Annotated in this window: 16 protein-coding genes, 7 tRNA genes and 1 pseudogene; 17 read left to right on the forward strand and 7 right to left on the reverse strand. The window is 53.8% G+C overall.

Going from position 1 to position 21,275, the window contains the following annotated elements; all coding sequences use genetic code 11:
* Nucleotides 1-40: 40 nt before the first annotated feature.
* Together pgm and seqA are read right to left on the reverse strand one after the other, a co-directional pair.
* The gene (gene pgm / locus RHN82_RS03290) at nucleotides 41-1,681 is read right to left on the reverse strand and encodes a phosphoglucomutase (alpha-D-glucose-1,6-bisphosphate-dependent) (RefSeq protein WP_003858649.1); all 1,641 of its coding nucleotides are present in this window, start codon (nucleotides 1,679-1,681) and stop codon (nucleotides 41-43) included.
* 24 nt (nucleotides 1,682-1,705) lie between these two features.
* Entirely contained in the window at nucleotides 1,706-2,251 is a 546-nt protein-coding gene (gene seqA, locus RHN82_RS03295; protein ID WP_003858650.1) for a replication initiation negative regulator SeqA, read from the reverse strand.
* A gap of 183 nt (nucleotides 2,252-2,434) precedes the next feature.
* On the opposite strand from seqA, the gene ybfF reads away from it, so the two are divergent.
* The 4 genes from ybfF (at nucleotide 2,435) to fur (ending at nucleotide 5,048) form a co-directional block, all read left to right on the forward strand.
* Nucleotides 2,435-3,208 (forward strand): esterase, encoded by a 774-nt coding sequence (ybfF, locus tag RHN82_RS03300; protein ID WP_047053009.1) that lies wholly within the window; start codon nucleotides 2,435-2,437, stop codon nucleotides 3,206-3,208.
* A gap of 128 nt (nucleotides 3,209-3,336) precedes the next feature.
* Nucleotides 3,337-3,624: a LexA regulated protein gene (gene ybfE, locus RHN82_RS03305; RefSeq protein ID WP_003858652.1), complete on the forward strand. Its 288-nt coding sequence runs from the start codon at nucleotides 3,337-3,339 to the stop codon at nucleotides 3,622-3,624.
* Nucleotides 3,625-3,779: 155 nt separating this feature from the next.
* Nucleotides 3,780-4,310, forward strand: a complete 531-nt coding sequence (fldA, locus tag RHN82_RS03310) for a flavodoxin FldA (protein WP_003858653.1) — start codon at nucleotides 3,780-3,782, stop codon at nucleotides 4,308-4,310.
* A 291-nt stretch (nucleotides 4,311-4,601) separates the two neighbouring features.
* Nucleotides 4,602-5,048 carry a ferric iron uptake transcriptional regulator gene (gene fur, locus RHN82_RS03315; RefSeq protein ID WP_003858655.1) on the forward strand — a complete coding sequence of 149 codons (447 nt, stop codon included), beginning with the start codon at nucleotides 4,602-4,604 and terminating at the stop codon, nucleotides 5,046-5,048.
* Nucleotides 5,049-5,190: 142 nt separating this feature from the next.
* Here the strand turns inward: fur and chiQ are convergent, their stop codons facing one another.
* From chiQ to nagE, 4 genes and pseudogenes are all read right to left on the reverse strand, one after another.
* Entirely contained in the window at nucleotides 5,191-5,517 is a 327-nt protein-coding gene (gene chiQ / locus RHN82_RS03320) for a ChiQ/YbfN family lipoprotein (RefSeq protein WP_045896439.1), read from the reverse strand.
* Nucleotides 5,518-5,564: 47 nt separating this feature from the next.
* Nucleotides 5,565-6,962, reverse strand: a pseudogene (gene chiP, locus RHN82_RS03325) (chitoporin ChiP).
* Nucleotides 6,963-7,409: 447 nt separating this feature from the next.
* Nucleotides 7,410-9,077, reverse strand: a complete 1,668-nt coding sequence (gene glnS, locus RHN82_RS03335) for a glutamine--tRNA ligase (RefSeq protein WP_047053006.1) — start codon at nucleotides 9,075-9,077, stop codon at nucleotides 7,410-7,412.
* Between the two features lie 169 nt (nucleotides 9,078-9,246).
* A complete protein-coding gene (nagE, locus tag RHN82_RS03340; RefSeq protein WP_048981656.1) occupies nucleotides 9,247-11,196 on the reverse strand; it encodes a PTS N-acetyl glucosamine transporter subunit IIABC in 1,950 nt (649 codons plus the stop codon).
* Nucleotides 11,197-11,521: 325 nt separating this feature from the next.
* Here nagE and nagB point away from each other — a divergent pair, with 325 nt between their 5' ends.
* The 12 genes from nagB to RHN82_RS03400 all read left to right on the forward strand — a co-directional run bounded on the left by nagB (nucleotide 11,522) and on the right by RHN82_RS03400 (nucleotide 18,387).
* Complete coding sequence (gene nagB, locus RHN82_RS03345; protein WP_003858663.1) at nucleotides 11,522-12,322, forward strand: glucosamine-6-phosphate deaminase; 801 nt, start codon at nucleotides 11,522-11,524, stop codon at nucleotides 12,320-12,322.
* A gap of 55 nt (nucleotides 12,323-12,377) precedes the next feature.
* Nucleotides 12,378-13,526, forward strand: a complete 1,149-nt coding sequence (nagA, locus tag RHN82_RS03350; protein WP_023296119.1) for an N-acetylglucosamine-6-phosphate deacetylase — start codon at nucleotides 12,378-12,380, stop codon at nucleotides 13,524-13,526.
* Nucleotides 13,527-13,534: 8 nt separating this feature from the next.
* Entirely contained in the window at nucleotides 13,535-14,755 is a 1,221-nt protein-coding gene (locus RHN82_RS03355) for an N-acetylglucosamine repressor (protein ID WP_006809613.1), read from the forward strand.
* Nucleotides 14,756-14,800: 45 nt separating this feature from the next.
* A complete protein-coding gene (gene nagD / locus RHN82_RS03360; RefSeq protein WP_003858667.1) occupies nucleotides 14,801-15,553 on the forward strand; it encodes a ribonucleotide monophosphatase NagD in 753 nt (250 codons plus the stop codon).
* A 250-nt stretch (nucleotides 15,554-15,803) separates the two neighbouring features.
* Entirely contained in the window at nucleotides 15,804-17,468 is a 1,665-nt protein-coding gene (asnB, locus tag RHN82_RS03365; RefSeq protein WP_015571128.1) for an asparagine synthase B, read from the forward strand.
* A gap of 225 nt (nucleotides 17,469-17,693) precedes the next feature.
* Nucleotides 17,694-17,770 (forward strand) — tRNA-Met (locus RHN82_RS03370).
* 8 nt (nucleotides 17,771-17,778) lie between these two features.
* Nucleotides 17,779-17,863, forward strand: a tRNA-Leu gene (locus tag RHN82_RS03375).
* Nucleotides 17,864-17,886: 23 nt separating this feature from the next.
* Nucleotides 17,887-17,961 (forward strand) — tRNA-Gln (locus RHN82_RS03380).
* A gap of 32 nt (nucleotides 17,962-17,993) precedes the next feature.
* Nucleotides 17,994-18,068, forward strand: a tRNA-Gln gene (locus RHN82_RS03385).
* Between the two features lie 17 nt (nucleotides 18,069-18,085).
* Nucleotides 18,086-18,162, forward strand: a tRNA-Met gene (locus RHN82_RS03390).
* Nucleotides 18,163-18,203: 41 nt separating this feature from the next.
* Nucleotides 18,204-18,278 (forward strand) — tRNA-Gln (locus RHN82_RS03395).
* 34 nt (nucleotides 18,279-18,312) lie between these two features.
* Nucleotides 18,313-18,387: transfer RNA gene (locus tag RHN82_RS03400), tRNA-Gln, on the forward strand.
* Between the two features lie 108 nt (nucleotides 18,388-18,495).
* Here RHN82_RS03400 and ubiF read toward each other — a convergent pair.
* Nucleotides 18,496-19,671, reverse strand: a complete 1,176-nt coding sequence (gene ubiF / locus RHN82_RS03405; protein WP_047053001.1) for a 3-demethoxyubiquinol 3-hydroxylase — start codon at nucleotides 19,669-19,671, stop codon at nucleotides 18,496-18,498.
* A gap of 135 nt (nucleotides 19,672-19,806) precedes the next feature.
* Here ubiF and miaB point away from each other — a divergent pair, with 135 nt between their 5' ends.
* Nucleotides 19,807-21,231 (forward strand): tRNA (N6-isopentenyl adenosine(37)-C2)-methylthiotransferase MiaB, encoded by a 1,425-nt coding sequence (gene miaB / locus RHN82_RS03410; RefSeq protein WP_047052999.1) that lies wholly within the window; start codon nucleotides 19,807-19,809, stop codon nucleotides 21,229-21,231.
* The last annotated feature ends 44 nt before the right edge of the window (nucleotides 21,232-21,275 follow it).

Raw genomic sequence — 21,275 nt, forward strand, 5'->3', positions numbered from 1 at the left:
AGGGCCGGGGTGAGGGCATCAGCCCGCACCAGATCACGACTTATGCGTTTTTCAGCACTTCGCTGACAATCTCTACCGCTTCTTTCTCAATCTGCTGGCGGTGCTCAGCGCCGAGGAAGCTTTCGCAATAGATTTTGTACGCATCTTCCGTACCGGATGGACGCGCGGCGAACCAGCCGTTTTCGGTCATCACTTTCAGGCCGCCGATCGATGCGCCGTTACCCGGCGCCGCCGTCAGACGCGCGGTGATCGGGTCACCTGCCAGGGTGCTGGCGCTGACCATCTCCGGAGAGAGTTTTGACAGAGCTGCTTTTTGCGCAGACGTGGCGCCAGCCTGAATACGGTTATAGCTTGGCGCGCCAAAACGTTCCGCCAGCTCGTTGTAATGTTCCTGCGGGTTCTTACCGGTGACCGCAGTGATTTCCGCCGCCAGCAGGCACATGATGATGCCGTCTTTATCGGTTGACCATGGGGTGCCATCGAAGCGCAGGAAGGATGCCCCCGCGCTCTCTTCACCGCCAAAGCCGAAGCTGCCGTCGTGCAGACCGTCAACAAACCACTTAAAGCCCACCGGCACTTCCACCAGCTTGCGACCCAGCGCATCGACCACACGGTCAATCATAGCGGAAGAGACCAGCGTTTTACCCACCGCAACCTCTTTGCCCCACTGCGGACGGTGCTGGAAGAGATAGTTAATCGCAACAGCCAGGTAGTGGTTCGGGTTCATCAGCCCGGCAGGGGTGACGATACCGTGACGGTCGTAGTCCGGGTCGTTGGCAAACGCCAGATCGAACTTGTCGCGCAGCGCCAGCAGGCCAGCCATTGCGCATTCGGAGGAGCAGTCCATACGGATCGCGCCGTCTTTGTCCAGGTGCATAAAGCGGAAGGTCTGATCGACGTGATCGTTCACGATGGTCAGATCCAGCTTGTAGTGCTCGGCAATGCGTTTCCAGTATTCAATGCCGGAGCCGCCCAGCGGATCCACGCCCAGCTTCAGACCGGCTTTCTGGATAGCGGCCATATCGACGATATCCGCCAGCCCTTCCACGAACGGCTGCACCAGATCCTGCTCTTTCACGTGGCCGGAGGCCATGGCTTCATCCAGCGAGATACGCTTCACGCCGTTCAGACCGTTAGCCAGTAACGCGTTGGCGCGATCTTCCACCACTTTCGTGACGTTGGTATCCGCCGGGCCACCGTTAGGTGGGTTGTACTTGATGCCGCCATCTTCCGGTGGGTTGTGGGACGGGGTGATCACAATGCCGTCAGCCTGCGCGCCACCTTTTTTGTTATGTACCAGAATAGCGTTAGACACCGCAGGCGTTGGCGTGAAACCGTTGTTCTCCTGAACAATCACGTCTACGCCGTTCGCCGCCAGCACTTCCAGCACGGAGATAAAAGCAGGTTCAGACAGGGCGTGGGTATCTTTCCCTACATAGCACGGACCGGTGACGCCATTTTTGGCGCGCTCTTCCGCGATGGCCTGAGCAATGGCCAGAATGTGCGGTTCGTTAAAGCTGTGGCGCGCCGCACTACCGCGGTGGCCAGATGTACCAAACTTCACTGCGTGTTCTGCGTTGCCCACCACCGGCTTCAGCACGTAGTACTGCGCGGTCAGTTGAGCGACGTTAATCAAATCGCGTTGTTGTGCAGGTTGTCCTGCACGGCTGTGATTTGCCATTGCCTGGTCCTTCTGATGCAAGGGTTAAATTGTACCGCAAACCTTTTCGATCAATTCCGCCGGGAACTGCATGGACTGCATGATATGTTCGATCATGCTGCACTTACGGCCCGTATTGGTGTTGGTGATCACCCAGTATGGTGTACCGGGAACGTGTTTGGGCTTGGTTTGGTTGCCATTTTGCAGCAAGGTCTGCTCGTCGCCTGCGAAGTAAACGCGCGTGCGACCGTGCAGCGACTCTGTCGCTTCTGCAAATGCGTTGTTATCCAGTGAGTAAAGTGTAGACAGCACCAGCATAAAGCGGTTAACCGCCTTTTTCTGCTCGGCATATTCATCGGACAGCAGCAGCTCGCGCATCGCGCGCACTTTGTCTTTTGCCGGCATAACGGCAGGTTTTACTTGTGCAACAACGCTCGGCTGAGACACGACATCTTTAGTGACAGGAGTGGGCTGTGAGGCGGCGGAAATTTTAAGCATGCGCCGTAAAATGTCGGACGCGCTCTCCCCAATATGCCGCGTCTGGCTGGCAATATACTGATAGAGTTCGTCATCAACTTCGATTGTTTTCATCTTAATCCAGTGCGATATCTTATCTGAATACAAGTCATTGAGATTATAAGGTCAAATCCCAACAGCGGATAGCGTCAAACCAGGTTGGCGGCAAAAGTCAGATTAAACTGGATCCTTGCCCCCGGGCGGCAGAATGGTCAACATGATACCCTAACCTGACAAACCTAAAAAAAGAACTTTGCCATGAAATTGAATACCCGAGCGCAAATTGCACAATCGCCGAACAATAATTCTCCCATCGTACTGGTTCACGGCCTGTTTGGTAGCCTGGATAATCTGGGTGTGCTGGCGCGCGATTTAGTGACCGATCACGCGATCCTCCAGGTTGATATGCGCAATCACGGTCTTTCTGGGCGCTCGGAGGAGATGACCTACGCAGCCATGGCGCAGGATCTGCGGGACACCCTCGATGCGAATCATATCCAGAAAGCGACGCTTATCGGGCATTCAATGGGCGGCAAAGCGGTGATGGCGCTCACTGCGCTGGCCCCTGAGCGAATTTCCGGGCTGGTGGTCATCGACGTTGCGCCCGTCAATTACGACGTTCGCCGTCACGATGAGATTTTTGCCGCCATCAATGCGGTCACCGAAGCGGGTGTCGCAACCCGCCAGCAGGCGGCTGCCGTTATGCGCGAGCATCTCGATGAAGAAGGCGTGGTCCAGTTCCTGCTGAAATCGTTTGTTGACGGACAATGGCGCTTTAACTTCCCGGTACTGTGGGATCAGTATTCGCATATTGTGGGCTGGGAAACCGTCCCCGCCTGGCCGCACCCTACCCTTTTTATTCGCGGCGGCAACTCCCCTTACGTCACTGACGCATACCGTGACACGCTGCTGGCGCAATTCCCGCAGGCTCGCGCTCACGTCATTGCCGGTGCCGGGCACTGGGTACACGCGGAAAAACCGGATGCCGTCCTGCGCGCCATTCGCCGCTATCTTACTGATACAGCGAATTGATTAAAAAGCCAGCGACCGGAAGACGACGGGCTTCCAGTCGTTGGCGTGTGGATTTGGGTGATGTATGATGGCGCGCTTATCGCCCGGGCATTAGCAGGGCGGCGTGTTTCCCCCGAAGTCTCAGAATCATGGCCAAAGAACAAACGGACCGTACGACACTAGATCTGTTCGCGAATGAGCGTCGACCGGGACGACCGAAAACGAATCCGCTTTCGCGCGATGAACAGCTGCGTATCAATAAACGCAACCAGCTTAAACGCGATAAAAATCGTGGGCTTAAGCGTGTCGAACTGAAGCTGAATGCCGATGCCGTCGATGCGCTTAACGAATTGGCTGACGCGCGCAACATCAGCCGCAGCGAACTGATCGAAGAGATGCTGATCGCCCAGCTTGAGACGTTACGCGGCAAGGCGTGAGTCAGAAAATCCCCAATATTACCTTTTTCATGTAGCACAGAGTGCAGTCCTGCGTGATAGCTGTTTCCGCAGGGTTGCCTGTTCTGCTATTATTGCCCTTATCCGTGGACAATTTGCGCCACCATACCATTAAGTTTCAAGAGGTTATTTTACTCATGGCAATCATCGGCATTTTCTTTGGCAGTGATACCGGCAATACTGAAAATATCGCAAAAAACATTCAAAAACAGCTCGGTAAAGACGTTGCTGATGTGCATGACATCGCCAAGAGCAGCAAAGAAGATCTCGAGGGCTATGACATCCTGCTGCTGGGCATCCCGACCTGGTACTACGGTGAAGCACAGTGTGACTGGGACGATTTCTTCCCGACGCTGGAAGAAGTAGACTTCAACGGCAAGCTGGTTGCCCTGTTTGGCTGTGGCGATCAGGAAGACTATGCTGAATATTTCTGTGATGCGCTGGGAACTATTCGCGACATCATTGAGCCACGCGGTGCGGCGATTGTCGGTCACTGGCCAACGGCGGGTTACCATTTCGAAGCGTCCAAAGGTCTGGCAGATGACGATCACTTCGTTGGTCTGGCGATTGATGAAGACCGTCAGCCAGAGCTGACCGCTGAGCGTGTAGAAAAATGGGTTAAGCAGGTTCGTGAAGAGCTGAACCTGGACGATATCCTTAACGCCTGATATCCCTGCGGCGCAACTCCGGTTGCGCCCGTTTTCCAGGTAAAACCGATTAAATTAATTGCTACAAACTTTTAACTTTTTCGCCCAGACCTGTACAATATCCCCCTGGTAAAAAGTGGGTGCCATCGAACAAGTTTGTTGGTGATACCACGTTTTTATAAGCATACTTTGCTTGAGACTTGCAGTTTTCATTTAGCCATGGCAGTTCTATAATGAGACGCATTATCCCAAGTGCATTTTCTGTCACTTCTTCTTTTGAAGTGAATCGTTTAGCAACAGGACAGATTCCGCATGACTGACAACAATACCGCATTAAAGAAAGCTGGCCTGAAAGTAACGCTTCCTCGGTTAAAAATCCTTGAAGTGCTTCAGGGGCCAGACAATCACCATGTCAGTGCGGAAGACCTTTATAAGCGTCTTATCGATATGGGTGAAGAGATTGGGCTGGCAACCGTCTATCGTGTGCTGAACCAGTTTGATGACGCGGGCATTGTTACTCGTCATAATTTCGAAGGCGGTAAATCCGTGTTCGAGCTGACTCAGCAGCACCACCACGATCACCTGATCTGCCTCGACTGTGGCAAGGTCATTGAATTTAGCGATGATTCCATTGAATCACGCCAGCGTGAAATCGCCGCCCGTCATGGCATCCGCCTGACCAACCACAGCCTGTACCTGTACGGTCACTGCGCTGAAGGGGATTGCCGCGAAAATGAACATGCGCACGACGCAAAATAAGTGAGTGTTCATACTCTGAGCCAGCCGTAAGGTTGGCTTTTTTTTGCCTGAAAAAAGCCCGGTGGCGCTGCGCTTACCGGGCCTACGGGCTATGACACCGTTGTAGGTCCGGTAAGCGCAGCGCCACCGGGCGTAAAGCAACTTATTTATTGTTATTGCGAATCTCGTCCCAGATCTTATCGCAACGCTTCGCCACTTCCTGATCGTTACCGGTTTTCCGCGCCTGGATACAGGCCTGGTAATCCATCACGCGAACATTTTCCTGCGTCGCAAACTGCTCGTGCGCTTTCTCTTTTTTCAGCACATTCAGCACGCTTTGACAGGCTTCAATTTTCTCCGGCGATCCTTCGGCAGTATTAATACAGGCGCTATACGCCTCCTTCAGACGCGAGTCTTCTTTCTGCGCCTGATCCTGCGCACACGCCACCAGCCCCGATGCCAGCAGCGCAACGATTACCATTTTTTTCATCATGTGCAGTCTCCATGCTGGCGGGATCTCCCCCGCTAGCGTGTTCATCAGAAGATTGTGAATGGCGCAATGACCATGAATTTCACGTCACGTTCATCCTGGAAGATGTTGCCGTAACCGCCCGCGTAGCTCGGGATATCGGAGTGGTTGTCATACTGGGTGAAGTGCAGTTTGAACATCGTGCCTTTCGCACGGCCCTCCTGAAGGGTGTAAATCGCATCCAGGCTGTATGAAGACTCTTTCAGACGGTAGTTCGGATCGTAGTAGGCGTCTGGCGTAGCCATATCCGCTGGCTTCGCATCCCAGGCGTACGCGTAAGACGCCCCCACTGCCCAGCCAGGCAGGTTCCAGTTCTTCAGGTCATACATTGCGCCGAAGAAGACTGCCTTTTCGCCGTCGGCGTTGAAGTCAGAGCGGTTATCCCACCAGATATCCAGACGACCATTGGAAGAGGCGTAGGTTGGCGTCATACGTTGCAGGAAGTAGCCCTGCTGCCCTTCAGCCTTGACCCATGTTCCCTCCAGACGTAAATCAACCTGACCTACCTTGTAGCCGAAGGTCAGCGCCTGTAACCACGCGGTGCCGTCATAGATATCATTTACGCTGCCATCACTGACTTTGTCGCGCGTACCGTAGAACTGATAGCTGGTGCTCAGCGGGCTACCCGCGATATCAAATTTGTAGCTGGCTTTAGCAAAGTACTGATCGATATAGCCTTCAGCCTGACCAAAAGCAGCTTCCAGCACCAGATCGTTTTTGAAGTCGTACTTCGCCCCCAGCGAGTGGAGATAATCAACTTTGGTTTTTTTATCGTTCTAATAGAACTTGTCCATCTCAATGTGCCACGGCGCTTTGTACTCGTTGGTCCACATATAGGAGAAGCTCAACGCCCCCGCATCGCCGTAGTCAAAATTAGCACCGGCTTCCGCCCCCTGATAGGTGCCTGGCATAAAGCTCCAGTGCGGCGCTAACAGCGTCTGGCCGGTTGGCTGGATATAACCACCACGCGCCCAGACCGGACCATATTTGAATTTTGCAGCCGCTTTATACAGGCTGATACCGCTTTTATCGCCGGACCAGTCTTCATCGTAGGCTTTATTGCTGGAGGAGAACGCAATTTCGTTCGGGTGGCCGCTGTCGCCATTTTCAGCCATTTCAATTGCGGTGAACGCGGCAATATCGATCCCGAGCATATCGGCGGCATATCCCGACTGGAAATCCAGGTTGGCGTTCCAGGTCGAGTGAGAAAGGTTGGTTTTGTATTTATCTTCAGTGACGTCTTTACGGTCACGCTCACGCTGCCAGTAATAAATACCGCCCGTAAGGGTAGAATCTTCAATGAAACCTGCTGCTTTTGCCTCTGGCGCAACCACCAGGCCCGACATTGCTGTTACACCGGCGATAGCCAGCGCCAGCGCACTACGTTTGCCACTGAACGTACGCATAGATTATTCCTCTTTGACGAATTAAAACGCCTTAAACGGCGAAAAACAGAAAAGACCAAGTGGTCAGGGGTAGTCAGAAATACCCTCGAATTAACTACCGTCTTTAGGTTATTTTTCGCGATGCGAATTATCAATGCTTTTAATCAGGCAAAAGTCAGGATTATGACGAAGAGCACATATTTCGTAGTGCTTTGTAACATTTACCGGGAAGCGAGTACTGGCGGGGGAATGCGCTAATTTTCAGTAAGTAACATTGATATTGTGAATATATTTTTCAGCGTTTCTCTTTTTGGAAAACAACAAACTTTTTTTAAATAAAATAAGTAGCACCACATTGACCTGGAATGTTGGCTTTAAATGATTATCCCGATGCTTAACGACATGATCGTTAAATAAAAAAACGCCGCATTACGCGGCGTTTGTTTCTCATTGACCAGGGCAGCGTTATTATTCGCCGATCTTAGTCCAGGTATCACGCAGACCGACGGTACGGTTAAATACCGGTTTTTCTGCCGTGCTGTAACGGCTGTCCAGGCAGAAGTAACCCTCACGTTCGAACTGGAACGCTTTACCGGCTTCAGCGGCTTTCAGAGACGGCTCGGCATAACCCTGCTTGATAATCAGCGACTCAGGGTTGATAACCGCCAGGAAGTCCTCCGCGGCGCCTGGGTTAGGCACGCTGAACAGACGATCGTAGAGACGGATCTCAACCGGCAGCGCATGCTGCGCGCTCACCCAGTGGATTACACCTTTCACTTTACGGCCATCCGCCGGATCTTTGCTCAGCGTCTCTGCGTCGTACGTACAGAAGATGGTCGTGATGTTACCTTCCGCATCTTTCTCTACGCGCTCGGCTTTGATCACATAGGCGTTACGCAGACGCACTTCTTTGCCCAGCACCAGACGCTTGTATTGCTTGTTCGCTTCTTCGCGGAAGTCGGCACGATCGATCCAGATTTCACCGCTGAACGGCACGTCGCGGGTGCCCATTTCCGGTTTGTTAGGATGGTTAGGCATCGAGACCCGTTCGCTTCCGCCCTGCGGATAGTTTTCAATAACCAGTTTCACGGGATCGATCACTGCCATCGCGCGCGGCGCGTTTTCGTTCAGGTCTTCACGAATGCAGGATTCCAGAGACGCCATTTCGATGGTGTTGTCCTGCTTGGTAACGCCAATACGTTTGCAGAACTCACGAATAGAGGCGGCAGTATAACCACGACGGCGCAGGCCGGAGATGGTTGGCATACGCGGGTCGTCCCAGCCTTCAACGTGCTTGTCGGTGACCAGCAGGTTCAGCTTACGCTTGGACATCACGGTGTATTCCAGGTTCAGACGAGAGAACTCGTACTGACGCGGATGCACAGGAATGGTGATGTTATCCAGCACCCAGTCGTACAGACGACGGTTGTCCTGGAATTCCAGCGTGCACAGAGAGTGCGTAATGCCTTCCAGCGCATCGCTGATGCAGTGGGTGAAGTCGTACATCGGGTAGATGCACCACTTGTTACCGGTCTGGTGGTGTTCAGCGAACTTAATGCGGTACAGCACCGGATCGCGCATCACGATGAACGGAGACGCCATATCGATTTTGGCACGCAGACACGCTTTACCTTCTTCGAAGCCACCGGCACGCATTTTTTCAAACAGCGCCAGGTTCTCTTCCACGCTACGATCGCGGAACGGGCTGTTTTTGCCAGGCTGAGTCAGCGTACCGCGGTATTCACGGATTTCGTCAGCAGACAATTCGTCGACGTATGCCAGACCTTTGTTAATCAGTTCAACCGCATAGGCATACAGCTGATCGAAATAGTCTGAGGAGTAGCAGATATCGCCAGACCAGTTGAAGCCCAGCCATTGCACGTCGTTTTTAATCGACTCAACGTATTCGATGTCTTCTTTTACTGGGTTGGTGTCATCGAAACGCAGGTTGCACTGTCCCTGGTAATCTTGCGCAATACCAAAGTTCAGGCAGATCGATTTGGCGTGACCAATGTGCAGGTAGCCATTTGGCTCCGGCGGGAAACGCGTGTGGACTGTGGTGTGCTTACCACTGGCCAGATCTTCATCGATGATCTGACGAATAAAGTTACTCGGGCGGGCTTCTGCCTCACTCATCGTGGATTCCTCAAAGCGTAAACAACGTATAACGGCATATGATCTTATAAGCCGGACGTAGTGACAACCCTTAAAACGTCCCGGAAGAAAATAATGGGGGCAATTGCTGCAAAAAAAAGCGGCGGAGGATATCCCCCGCCGCTAAAGGCATAACTCTACTCAGGAGCGATTACTTGCCTTTAATCTCATACAGTGGCGTCTGGCCTGCAACCACCTGACCCTGCGCCTGGAGCACCAGACCGCTGAAGTCGTCGATGTTGCTGCACACTACCGGGCTTATCATGGAGCGCGCGTTGGCATTCAGGAAGTCCAGATCCATTTCCAGAATCGGCTGGCCTGCCGCTACTTCAGCACCCTCTTCCACCAGGCGAGTAAAGCCCTGGCCGTTCAGCGCAACGGTATCGATACCCATATGGACTACGATCTCCGCGCCTTTTTCCGTTTCCAGACAGAACGCGTGGTTGGTGTTGAAGATTTTCACGATAGTACCGGCAGCCGGAGAGACCACGGTTTTGTCCGTTGGTTTCACCGCCACGCCGTCGCCGACCGCTTTGCTGGCGAATGCTTCGTCAGGCACCTGCTCAAGCGCAACAACGTCACCTGTCACCGGAGAAACCAGCGCAGCGATGGTCACCGCGTTTGGCACAGCCTGCGGTTTTGCAACCGGCGCGTCAGCCACTGGCGCGTTATCCGTTGAGGCGGCAGCGACCGGCCCACGGGCAACCACTTTTTTCATTTCATCGCCGATAGATTCGGCTTTCGCACCCACGATTACCTGGATGGTTTGTTTGTTCAGTTTCACCACACCAGACGCACCCAGGCGTTTGCACATTGCATCGCTCACGCGCGCGGAGTCGCCCACGGTCAGACGCAGACGGGTAATACAGGCATCGATCGCTTTCAGGTTGTCGGTGCCACCCACAGCGGCAATGTAGCTGGTTGCCAGCTGGGTTAAACCTTCTTCGGTATTGCTGTTGGCTTCACTGGTCACAACATCATCTTTCGTATCTTCGCGGCCCGGCGTCTTCAGGTTAAACATACGAATAACCGCGCTGAACAGAACGAAGTAGATAACGAAGAAGATCAGGCCCATCACCATCAGCATCCAGACGTTGCTGCTTGCCGCCGGCAGGTTGTACATCAACACATAGTCGATGGCGCCTGCGGAGAAGGAGAAGCCAGCATGGATACCCAGAAGGGTGGCGACGAACAGGCTGATACCGGTCAGGATCGCGTGCATCAGATACAGCAGCGGAGCCAGGAACATGAACAGGAATTCCAGTGGCTCGGTCACGCCGGTCAGGAAGGCGGTGATCGCAACGGACAGCAGCATCCCGCCAACCATTGGGCGACGCGCTTTCGGCGCAGCCAGGTACATTGCCAGCGCCGCGCCTGGCAGACCAAACATCATGATTGGGAAGAAGCCAGACATGAACATGCCCGCGGTGCCGTCGCCTGCGTAGAAGCGGTTGATATCACCGTGGAATACCGCGCCAGCCGCGTTGGTGAACTCACCAATCTGGAACCAGGCGATGGTGTTCAGTACCTGATGCAGACCGGTTGGGATCAGCAGACGGTTAATGAAACCGAAGATGCCCGCGCCCATTGCGCCCGCAGACACGATCCACTCGCCACCCGCATGAATAGCATGCTGCACCGGTGGCCAAACGTAGCCAAAGATGGCGGCGAGGATCAGACAGAAAAAGCCCGTCGCAATCGGCACAAAACGTTTACCGCCGAAGAAGCTCAGGAAGTCCGGAAGTTTGATACCTGCCCAACGGTTGTACACGGCGCCACCGACCAGGCCGGTAATGATACCTGCCAGCACACCCATGTTGATTTCAGGGTTGATGGTTACCATCGCTTTCGTGAGGATGAAGTAACCGACAGCCCCTGCCAGTGCCGCGGCACCAGCGCTGTCTTTTGACCAGCTTGACGCCACACCGATGGCGAAAATCAGCGCCAGGTTGTCAAAAATTGCGCCGCCTGCCTGGGCAATAAACGGCACGTTAAGAAGATCGGGTTGCCCGAATCGCAGCAGCAATGCTGCAACCGGTAGCACGGCGATAGGGAGCTGCAAAGCCCTACCGAGGCGCTGGAAAAAACCTAAAATATTCATCCTATTCCCCCTACGAGACCCTTTGTTAAGACTCGCGCATAAACTATGTTTTTATTGTGTCACGAACGATAGATACAGTTGATGATTCACTGGCAGTGTGAGTGTGTGAAAAATTAATTCGTATCGCAAATTAAACACCTATTTTTTGTGATTATTGTCACCAAATATCGTATTAAACCCTCCCTTTCACTGGCTAACGACGAAAACTTATTTTATCATTCAAAAAATCAAGACGGATTGATCCGGCCTGAAAGGTTCCAGGTTACGCTTAGTTCAGGTTGCACTAATCATCCGCCCACTTTTACTTAAACTTTAGAGGTGAATAATGAGACTGATTCCCCTGGCAACAGCTGAACAAGTCGGAAAATGGGCTGCTCGTCATATCGTTAACCGCATCAACGCGTTCAAACCCACAGCCGATCGTCCTTTCGTTCTCGGTCTTCCAACCGGCGGCACGCCCCTGACCGCGTATAAAGCTCTGGTTGAAATGCACAAAGCGGGCCAAGTTAGCTTTAAACACGTTGTGACCTTCAACATGGACGAATATGTCGGCCTGCCGAAGGAACATCCGGAAAGTTACCACAGCTTTATGCACCGTAATTTCTTCGATCACGTTGATATTCCGGCTGAAAACATTAACCTGCTGAATGGAAACGCGCCTGATATTGACGCAGAATGCCGTCAGTATGAAGAAAAAATCCGTTCCTACGGTAAAATCCACCTGTTTATGGGCGGCGTAGGCAACGATGGTCATATCGCGTTCAACGAACCGGCATCTTCACTGGCTTCCCGCACCCGTATTAAAACGCTGACCCATGACACGCGCGTGGCTAACTCCCGCTTCTTTGACGGCGACGTCAATCAGGTGCCTAAATACGCGCTGACCGTGGGCGTGGGCACGCTGCTGGATGCCGAAGAAGTGATGATTCTGGTGCTGGGCGCGGTGAAAGCGCAAGCGCTTCAGGCTGCCGTTGAAGGTAACGTGAACCATATGTGGACGATCAGCTGCTTACAGCTGCATCCAAAAGCGGTTGTCGTGTGTGACGAACCATCCACTATGGAGCTGAAGGTGAAAACGCTGAAATACTTCAACGAGCTGGAAGCTGAGAACATCAAAGGTCTGTAATTGAATAACCGCCTCTTTTATCCGGGGCGGTCGCTTTTTTTAACCGGGGGTCGATATGTACGCTTTAACCCACGGTCGGATTTATACCGGCCATGAAATTCTGGATGACCATGCGATTGTAATCGCTAATGGCCTGATTGAACGTGTTTGCCCGCTGGCGGAACTGCCGCCGGAGATCGAACAGCGTTCCCTCAATGGAGCAGTAATCTCCCCCGGTTTCATCGACGTACAGCTCAACGGCTGCGGCGGTGTCCAGTTTAACGATACCGCAGAGGCGGTATCGGTTGAAACGCTGGAAATCATGCAAAAAGCCAACGAGAAATCGGGCTGCACCAGCTATCTGCCAACGCTGATCACCAGCAGCGATGACCTGATGAAACAGGGTATCCGCGTCATGCGCGAATACCTGGCAAAACATCCGAATCAGGCGCTGGGCCTGCACCTGGAAGGGCCATGGCTGAACATGGTCAAGAAAGGCACCCATAACCCAAACTACGTGCGTAAACCGGATGCCGAGCTGGTGGATTACATGTGCGCCAATGCTGATGTGATCACCAAAGTAACGCTGGCCCCGGAAATGACCGGCACGGACGTTATCAGCAAACTGGCCGCCGCCGGGATTGTGGTGTCTGCGGGCCATTCGAACGCGACGCTGAAAGAGGCGAAGGCCGGTTTCCGCGCAGGGATTACGTTTGCCACACACCTTTATAACGCGATGCCCTATATTACTGGCCGCGAACCGGGGCTGGTTGGCGCCATTCTGGATGAACCAGACGTCTACTGCGGCATTATCGCCGACGGCTTGCATGTCGATTACACCAACATCCGCAACGCCAAACGCCTGAAAGGCGACAAGCTCTGCCTGGTGACGGATGCTACCGCTCCGGCAGGGGCGAATATTGACCAGTTCATTTTTGCTGGTAAAACAATATACTACCGGAATGGACTGTGTGTGGATGAGAACGGCACGCTGAGCGGTTCTTCTCTGACGATGATCGAAGGGGTACGTAACCTCGTTGAACATTGCGGCATCGCGCTTGAGGAAGTGCTGCGCATGGCCACGCTTTATCCGGCGCGCGCCATTGGCGTCGATAAACAGCTCGGCGGTATTGCGCCAGGTATGGTTGCAAACCTGACGGCGTTCACACACGATTATAAAATTATTAAGACCATCGTTAATGGTAACGAGGTCGTCACTGAGTAAGTAAAAGTATGACACCAGGCGGACAAGCTCAAATCGGTAATGTCGATCTCGTTAAACAGCTTAACAGCGCGGCAGTTTATCGCCTGATTGACCAGCACGGGCCAATCTCACGCATTCAAATAGCCGAACAAAGCCAGCTTGCTCCCGCCAGCGTGACAAAAATTACACGTCAGCTTATTGAGCGCGGCCTGATCAAAGAAGTTGATCAGCAGGCCTCCACCGGGGGCCGCCGCGCGATTTCCATCGTCACGGAAACCCGCAATTTTCAGGCCATTGGCGTTCGCTTAGGACGTCATGACACCACGCTTACGCTCTACGATCTGAGCAGCAAGGCCATTGCCGAAGAACACTACCCCCTTCCTGAGCGCACGCAGGAGACGCTTGAACACGCGTTACTGAATACCATTGCGCATTTCATCGAAAGCTGTCAGCGCAAGATCCGTGAACTCATCGCCATCTCGGTGATTTTGCCCGGCCTGGTAGACCCGGAAAGCGGCGTTATTCGCTACATGCCGCATATTAAGGTAGAGAACTGGGGGCTGGTTGAGGCGCTGGAAAAGCGCTTCAAGCTGACCTGCTTTGTTGGTCACGATATTCGCTCGCTGGCGCTGGCGGAGCACTACTTTGGTGCGAGCCAGGACTGCGAAGACTCTATTCTGGTGCGCGTTCACCGTGGTACAGGTGCGGGCATCATCTCGAATGGCCGCATTTTTATTGGTCGTAACGGTAACGTAGGCGAGATTGGTCATATCCAGGTGGAACCGCTTGGCGAGCGCTGCCACTGCGGTAACTTTGGCTGTCTTGAAACCGTTGCCGCCAATGCCGCCATTGAACATCGCGTTCGCCATCTGCTGGAGCAGGGTTACCAGAGCCGCGTCACGCTGGACGATTGTAAGATCGGCGCCATCTGCAAAGCGGCAAACAAAGGCGATGCGCTGGCCTGCGAAGTGATCGAACAGGTAGGACGCCATCTGGGTAAGACCATCGCCATTGCCATCAACCTGTTTAATCCGCAAAAAGTGGTGATTGCCGGCGAGATCGTTGAAGCCGAAAAAGTGTTACTGCCCGCCATTGAAGGCTGCATCAATACCCAGGCGCTGAAGGCATTTCGCCAGAATTTGCCGGTGGTGCGATCTACGCTCGATCACCGCTCGGCAATTGGCGCATTCGCCCTGGTAAAACGCGCCATGCTGAACGGGATCCTGCTGCAACATTTGCTGGAATCCTGATCGGACCTTATAGTAACGCCTTCTTTTTTTGATGTCGGATTGTCCATGACCATTAAGAACGTAATTTGTGATATCGACGGCGTGCTGATGCACGACAACGTTGCCGTGCCGGGTGCTGCGGAGTTTCTTCACCGCATCATCGACAAAGGAATGCCACTGGTTCTTCTCACGAACTACCCTTCACAGACTGGTCAGGATCTGGCAAACCGCTTTGCTACCGCAGGCGTCAACGTCCCGGACAGCGTGTTTTATACCTCTGCGATGGCGACCGCGGATTTCCTGAAGCGTCAGGAAGGCAAAAAAGCCTATGTGGTTGGCGAAGGTGCGCTGATCCACGAGCTGTATAAAGCGGGCTTCACCATCACCGACGTGAACCCGGACTTTGTCATCGTGGGCGAAACGCGCTCCTTTAACTGGGAGATGATGCATAAGGCAGCCTACTTTGTCGCCAACGGTGCGCGTTTTATCGCCACCAACCCGGACACGCACGGTCGTGGTTTTTATCCCGCCTGCGGTGCGCTGTGCGCCGGTATCGAAAAAATCTCGGGTCGTAAGCCGTTTGTTGTCGGTAAACCGAGCCCGTGGATTATCCGCGCCGCACTGAATACGATGCAGGCACACTCAGAAGAAACCGTCATTGTGGGCGACAACCTGCGTACCGATATTCTGGCTGGTTTCCAGGCGGGGCTTGAAACCATCCTGGTGCTTTCTGGCGTTTCACAGCTTGATGACATTGATACAATGCCGTTCCGGCCAAGCTGGATTTACCCCTCTGTCGACGAAATCGACGTTATTTGATTCAGAACCACGCCTCAGGGCGTGGTTTTTCATTTCTGCTGTCTGAAAACATCACTTCATTTAACGAAATCAGCCCTTCATTGAGAAATCATCAATAGAATCGCTTAAGACATACTCTTTTTTTAAGATTCGGCAATTGCCATTGCACTTTTTACGTTTTCATCGGTAAAACGCTTGCGCCCCCTCCCCCTTTTGCGGCATTTTCATAAGCAAGCAACATCACAACGCAACAGGGTTAACGGAGAAGGTTATGTGTTCTATTTTTGGCGTACTGGATATTAAAACTGACGCGGGCGAACTGCGTAAAAAAGCACTCGAATTGTCCCGCCTGATGCGCCATCGCGGTCCGGACTGGTCAGGCGTATACGCCAGCGATAAAGCGATTCTGGCTCACGAACGTCTCTCCATTGTAGATGTCAACGCTGGCGCACAGCCGCTGTATAACGAGAAAAAAACACACGCGCTGGCTGTTAACGGTGAAATTTACAACCATCAGGCGCTGCGCGCCGAGTACGGCGATCGCTACGCGTTTCAGACCGGCTCAGACTGCGAAGTGATCCTGGCGCTGTATCAGGAGAAAGGCCCGGAGTTCCTCGACGATCTGCAAGGTATGTTCGCCTTCGCGCTGTACGACAGCGAAAAAGACGCTTACCTGATTGGCCGCGACCATATCGGTATTATCCCGCTGTACATGGGACACGATGAGCACGGCAACTTCTACGTTGCCTCAGAGATGAAAGCCCTGGTACCGGTGTGCCGCACCATCAAAGAGTTCCCGGCAGGTAGCTACCTGTGGAGTAAAGACGGCGAGATCCGCCCGTACTACCAGCGTGACTGGTTTGATTATGAGGCGGTGAAAGACAACGTGACGGACAAAGCCGAACTGCGTCAGGCTCTGGAAGAGTCAGTGAAAAGCCACCTGATGTCAGATGTCCCCTACGGCGTACTGCTCTCCGGCGGTCTGGACTCCTCCGTGATCTCCGCGATCACCAAGAAATTCGCCGCACGTCGCGTGGAAGATCAGGAGCGATCTGAAGCCTGGTGGCCGCAGTTGCACTCCTTTGCCGTGGGTCTGGAAGGGGCACCTGACCTGAAAGCCGCCCAGGAAGTGGCGAATCATCTCGGCACGGTGCACCATGAAATTCACTTCACCGTGCAGGAAGGTCTGGATGCGATCCGCGATGTGATCTATCACATTGAAACCTATGATGTGACCACCATTCGCGCCTCCACGCCGATGTATTTGATGTCGCGGAAGATCAAAGCGATGGGCATCAAGATGGTGCTCTCCGGCGAGGGTTCTGACGAAGTGTTTGGCGGTTACCTCTATTTCCACAAAGCGCCAAACGCCAAAGAGCTGCATGAAGAAACGGTGCGTAAGCTACAGGCGCTGCACATGTTTGACTGCGCGCGCGCCAACAAAGCGATGTCCGCCTGGGGTGTGGAAGCCCGCGTGCCGTTCCTCGATAAGAAATTCCTTGATGTGGCGATGCGCATCAACCCGCAGGACAAAATGTGCGGCAACGGCAAAATGGAGAAACACATCCTGCGTGAATGTTTTGAATCCTACCTGCCAGCGAGCGTGGCGTGGCGTCAGAAAGAGCAGTTCTCCGATGGCGTGGGTTACAGCTGGATCGACACCCTGAAAGAGGTGGCGGCGAAACAGGTTTCTGATCAACAACTGGAAACTGCGAGCTTCCGTTTCCCGTACAACACGCCAGCCTCGAAAGAAGCGTATTTGTATCGTGAGATCTTTGAGGAGCTGTTCCCGGTTCCAAGCGCAGCCGAGTGCGTACCGGGTGGTCCTTCGGTCGCCTGCTCTTCTGCTAAAGCCATTGAATGGGATGAATCATTCAAAGCGATGAACGATCCGTCAGGACGCGCGGTGGGCGTTCACCAGTCTGCCTATAAATAATGTTCAGAGTATCATCAGGCCCTCCGGGGCCTGATTTTTTTGGCTCTCTTTTCTCCGCATAAAATCGATTAATAACCAATAATTGTCGAATATTCGGCCTCGCTGTTCGCAACCTAACCAAACAGTCACATTCCGGCTATTTTCATTGAAAAAGGTGTTGACGCTGCAAGGGTCTATACGCATAATGCGCCCCGCAACGCCGATAAGGTAACGCGAAAAAAAGATGGCTACGTAGCTCAGTTGGTTAGAGCACATCACTCATAATGATGGGGTCACAGGTTCGAATCCCGTCGTAGCCACCATCTTTTTTGCGGGAGTGGCGAAATTGGTAGACGCACCAGATTTAGGTTCTGGCGCCGCAAGGTGTGCGAGTTCAAGTCTCGCCTCCCGCACCATTCCCAGGTAAGCGTTGCACGGATGGGGTATCGCCAAGCGGTAAGGCACCGGTTTTTGATACCGGCATTCCCTGGTTCGAATCCAGGTACCCCAGCCATATTTCTTCGATCATGCGGTTCTCCGCGGTATTGGGGTATCGCCAAGCGGTAAGGCACCGGTTTTTGATACCGGCATTCCCTGGTTCGAATCCAGGTACCCCAGCCATCGAAGATTGCAGTACTGGCTACGTAGCTCAGTTGGTTAGAGCACATCACTCATAATGATGGGGTCACAGGTTCGAATCCCGTCGTAGCCACCATATTTATGTTATCGAATACGATTCGGTAAACTGAACATTGTTGGGGTATCGCCAAGCGGTAAGGCACCGGATTCTGATTCCGGCATTCCGAGGTTCGAATCCTCGTACCCCAGCCACTTTAAAGTCGTTAAGCAGTTTGTTTAACGCAATTGGGGTGTCGCCAAGCGGTAAGGCTCTGGTTTCTGATACCAGCATTCCGGGGTTCGAATCCCTGCACCCCAGCCACTTAAAACAAAAAAGCCCGCTCTGCGGGCTTTTTTGTTTTTGTTGCTCAGAATAGTGCGGCCTGATGCCCTCACCCTAACCCTCTCCCACGGGGAGAGGGAATAAAGATTAGAGTCCGAGGGCATATTTCAGGGCCTGACGCTTCAGACCACCGGCACGTTCCGCTGCCATCAACCCAATATTGCGCACTATACGCACCGGACCAACATCATTGCTGAACCCGGCATAGAACAGATCCATCCCCGACTGCATAATGAAGTTATCCGTCATGCGGCGCGTCTGGTAGCGCTTCAGTACCTGAAGGCTGGCCCAGGCTTCCGCGTGGGCGCGAGCGTTACCCAGCACATCCAGTAACGCATCGACGTCACGGTATCCCAGATTCACCCCCTGCCCCGCCAGCGGATGAATGGTGTGCGCCGCATCTCCCACCAGCACCAGTCCTTCACGGGCATACTGTAACGCATGGCGTCGCATCAGCGGGAATGCGCCGGCGGCAACCGGGGTCACGTTACCCAGACGGCTCGGGAAGTGCTGGCGAATTTCGCGCTGCAACTGATCCATGGACAGACCCTGCAACTGTCGAATGCGCGCCGGTTTGTCGTACCACACCAGCGAAGCCCAGTTATCAAACAGCGGTAAGAATGCATGCGGGCCGTTCGGCGTAAAATGCTGCCAGGTGCTTTCGCCCGGCGCGTTTTCTGACTGCACGGTGATCAGCATGCAGGACTGCTGGTACTGCCAGGCATGGATCCCAATGCCTGCCATCTGCCTGACCTGCGAGTTCGCGCCATCCGCCCCCACCACCAGCTTCACGGCCAGCTCATCGTCGTTATCCAGCGTCAGGAGATACCCGCCCTCATGACGATGCAGGCCTTTCAGCGAGTCCGGAACGCGCAGCGTCACCTTCGGGTGCGCCTCCAGCGCCTGCCAGAGTGCCTGCTGGAGCACGTTGTTTTCCACCATATAGCCCAGGCGCGGCAGTTTCAGCTCGGCGGCATCAAACGACACGTGAGCATTTTCCCACTCCCAGGTTTCAAGACGGCTGTAAGGGTGCGCGCGCATCGCCAGCACCGCCTCCCAGACGCCCAGCCCGCGAAGCAGATCAACAGAGGCCGCGCTGATGGCGGAAATACGCACGTCCGGTTGGCTGGCAGGATCGAATGCCGGCGGAGCCGCCTGTTCAATAACGGTTACGTCAAATCCCTGCTGCGCCAGCCCCAGCGCCAGTGCGCCGCCGACCATACCGCCGCCAACAACGGCAACTTCGGTTTTCAGGAGTGTCATGGTCACTATTCCTTATTGAAGAATGCCTTAAGTTTACCGGATTTTTACGGCCCTGAGGTTGACAACCTTCATACTGGTCACAACCGCACCAAAGCATTACAATACGCGGCTTGCAATCCTGAGCTGAGCAAGTCGATGACTAAAAAACTCCATATAAAAACCTGGGGCTGTCAGATGAACGAATACGATTCATCGAAGATGGCCGATCTGCTGGATACCACCCACGGATACCAGCTGACTGAAAATGCGAAAGAAGCCGATGTGCTGCTGCTGAACACCTGTTCAATTCGTGAAAAAGCACAGGAAAAAGTCTTTCATGTGTTAGGCCGCTGGAAGCTTCTCAAACGGAAAAATCCGGACCTGATCATTGGCGTGGGTGGCTGCGTCGCATCGCAGGAAGGTAAGCTGATCCGCCAGAGAGCCCCCTATGTGGATATCGTTTTTGGCCCTCAGACCCTGCACCGCCTGCCAGAGATGATTAATCAGGTTCGCGGCAGCCGTAGCCCGGTGGTTGACGTGAGCTTCCCGGAGATCGAGAAATTTGACCGTCTGCCAGAGCCGCGCGCTGATGGCCCGACCGCCTTCGTCTCCATCATGGAAGGCTGCAACAAATACTGTACTTACTGCGTGGTGCCTTACACCCGCGGTGAAGAAGTGAGCCGCCCGGCAGACGATATCCTGTTTGAAATCGCGCAGCTTGCCGCGCAGGGCGTTCGTGAAGTGAACCTGCTGGGCCAGAACGTGAACGCCTGGCGCGGGGAAAACTACGACGGCACCACCGGCAGCTTTGCGGAACTGCTGCGTCTGGTGGCGGCGATTGACGGCATCGACCGCATTCGCTTTACCACCAGCCATCCGATGGAATTTACCGACGACATTATTGACGTCTATCGCGATACGCCAGAGCTGGTGAGCTTCCTGCACCTGCCGATCCAGTGCGGCTCTGACCGCGTGCTGAACCTGATGGGTCGTCCACATACGGTGCTGGAGTATAAGTCCACCATCCGCAAGCTGCGTGAAGCGCGCCCGGATATCCAGATTAGCTCCGACTTTATCGTCGGCTTCCCTGGCGAAACCGCTGATGACTTCGAGCGCACCATGAAGCTTATCGGCGAGGTGAATTTCGACGTCAGCTACAGCTTTATCTTCTCTGCGCGCCCGGGCACCCCTGCGGCCGATATGGTTGACGATGTGCCGGAAGAAGAGAAAAAGCAGCGTCTGTATATTCTACAGGAGCGTATCAACCAGCAGGCCAACGCCTGGAGTCGTCGTATGCTCGGCACTGTCCAGCGTATTCTGGTGGAAGGTACTTCCCGTAAGAGCATCATGGAACTGTCTGGTCGAACCGAAAATAACCGCGTGGTGAATTTTGAAGGCACCCCGGACATGATCGGTAAGTTTGTGGACGTCGAGATTGTTGAAGTGCTCACGAACTCGCTGCGCGGGAAGGTGGTACGCACTGAGGACGAAATGGGTCTGCGAATTGCCGAGACGCCTGAGTCTGTTATCTCTCGCACCCGCAAAGTCAACGATTCTGGCGTAGGTATTTACCAGCCGTGATCCTCCTGGCCTGCCTGTCCGGCAGGCCTTGTATTTCCTCTCAT

The sequence above is a fragment of the Enterobacter cloacae complex sp. EB5 genome, assembly GCF_031432835.1.
In the GTDB taxonomy this organism is placed as follows: domain Bacteria; phylum Pseudomonadota; class Gammaproteobacteria; order Enterobacterales; family Enterobacteriaceae; genus Enterobacter; species Enterobacter hormaechei_C.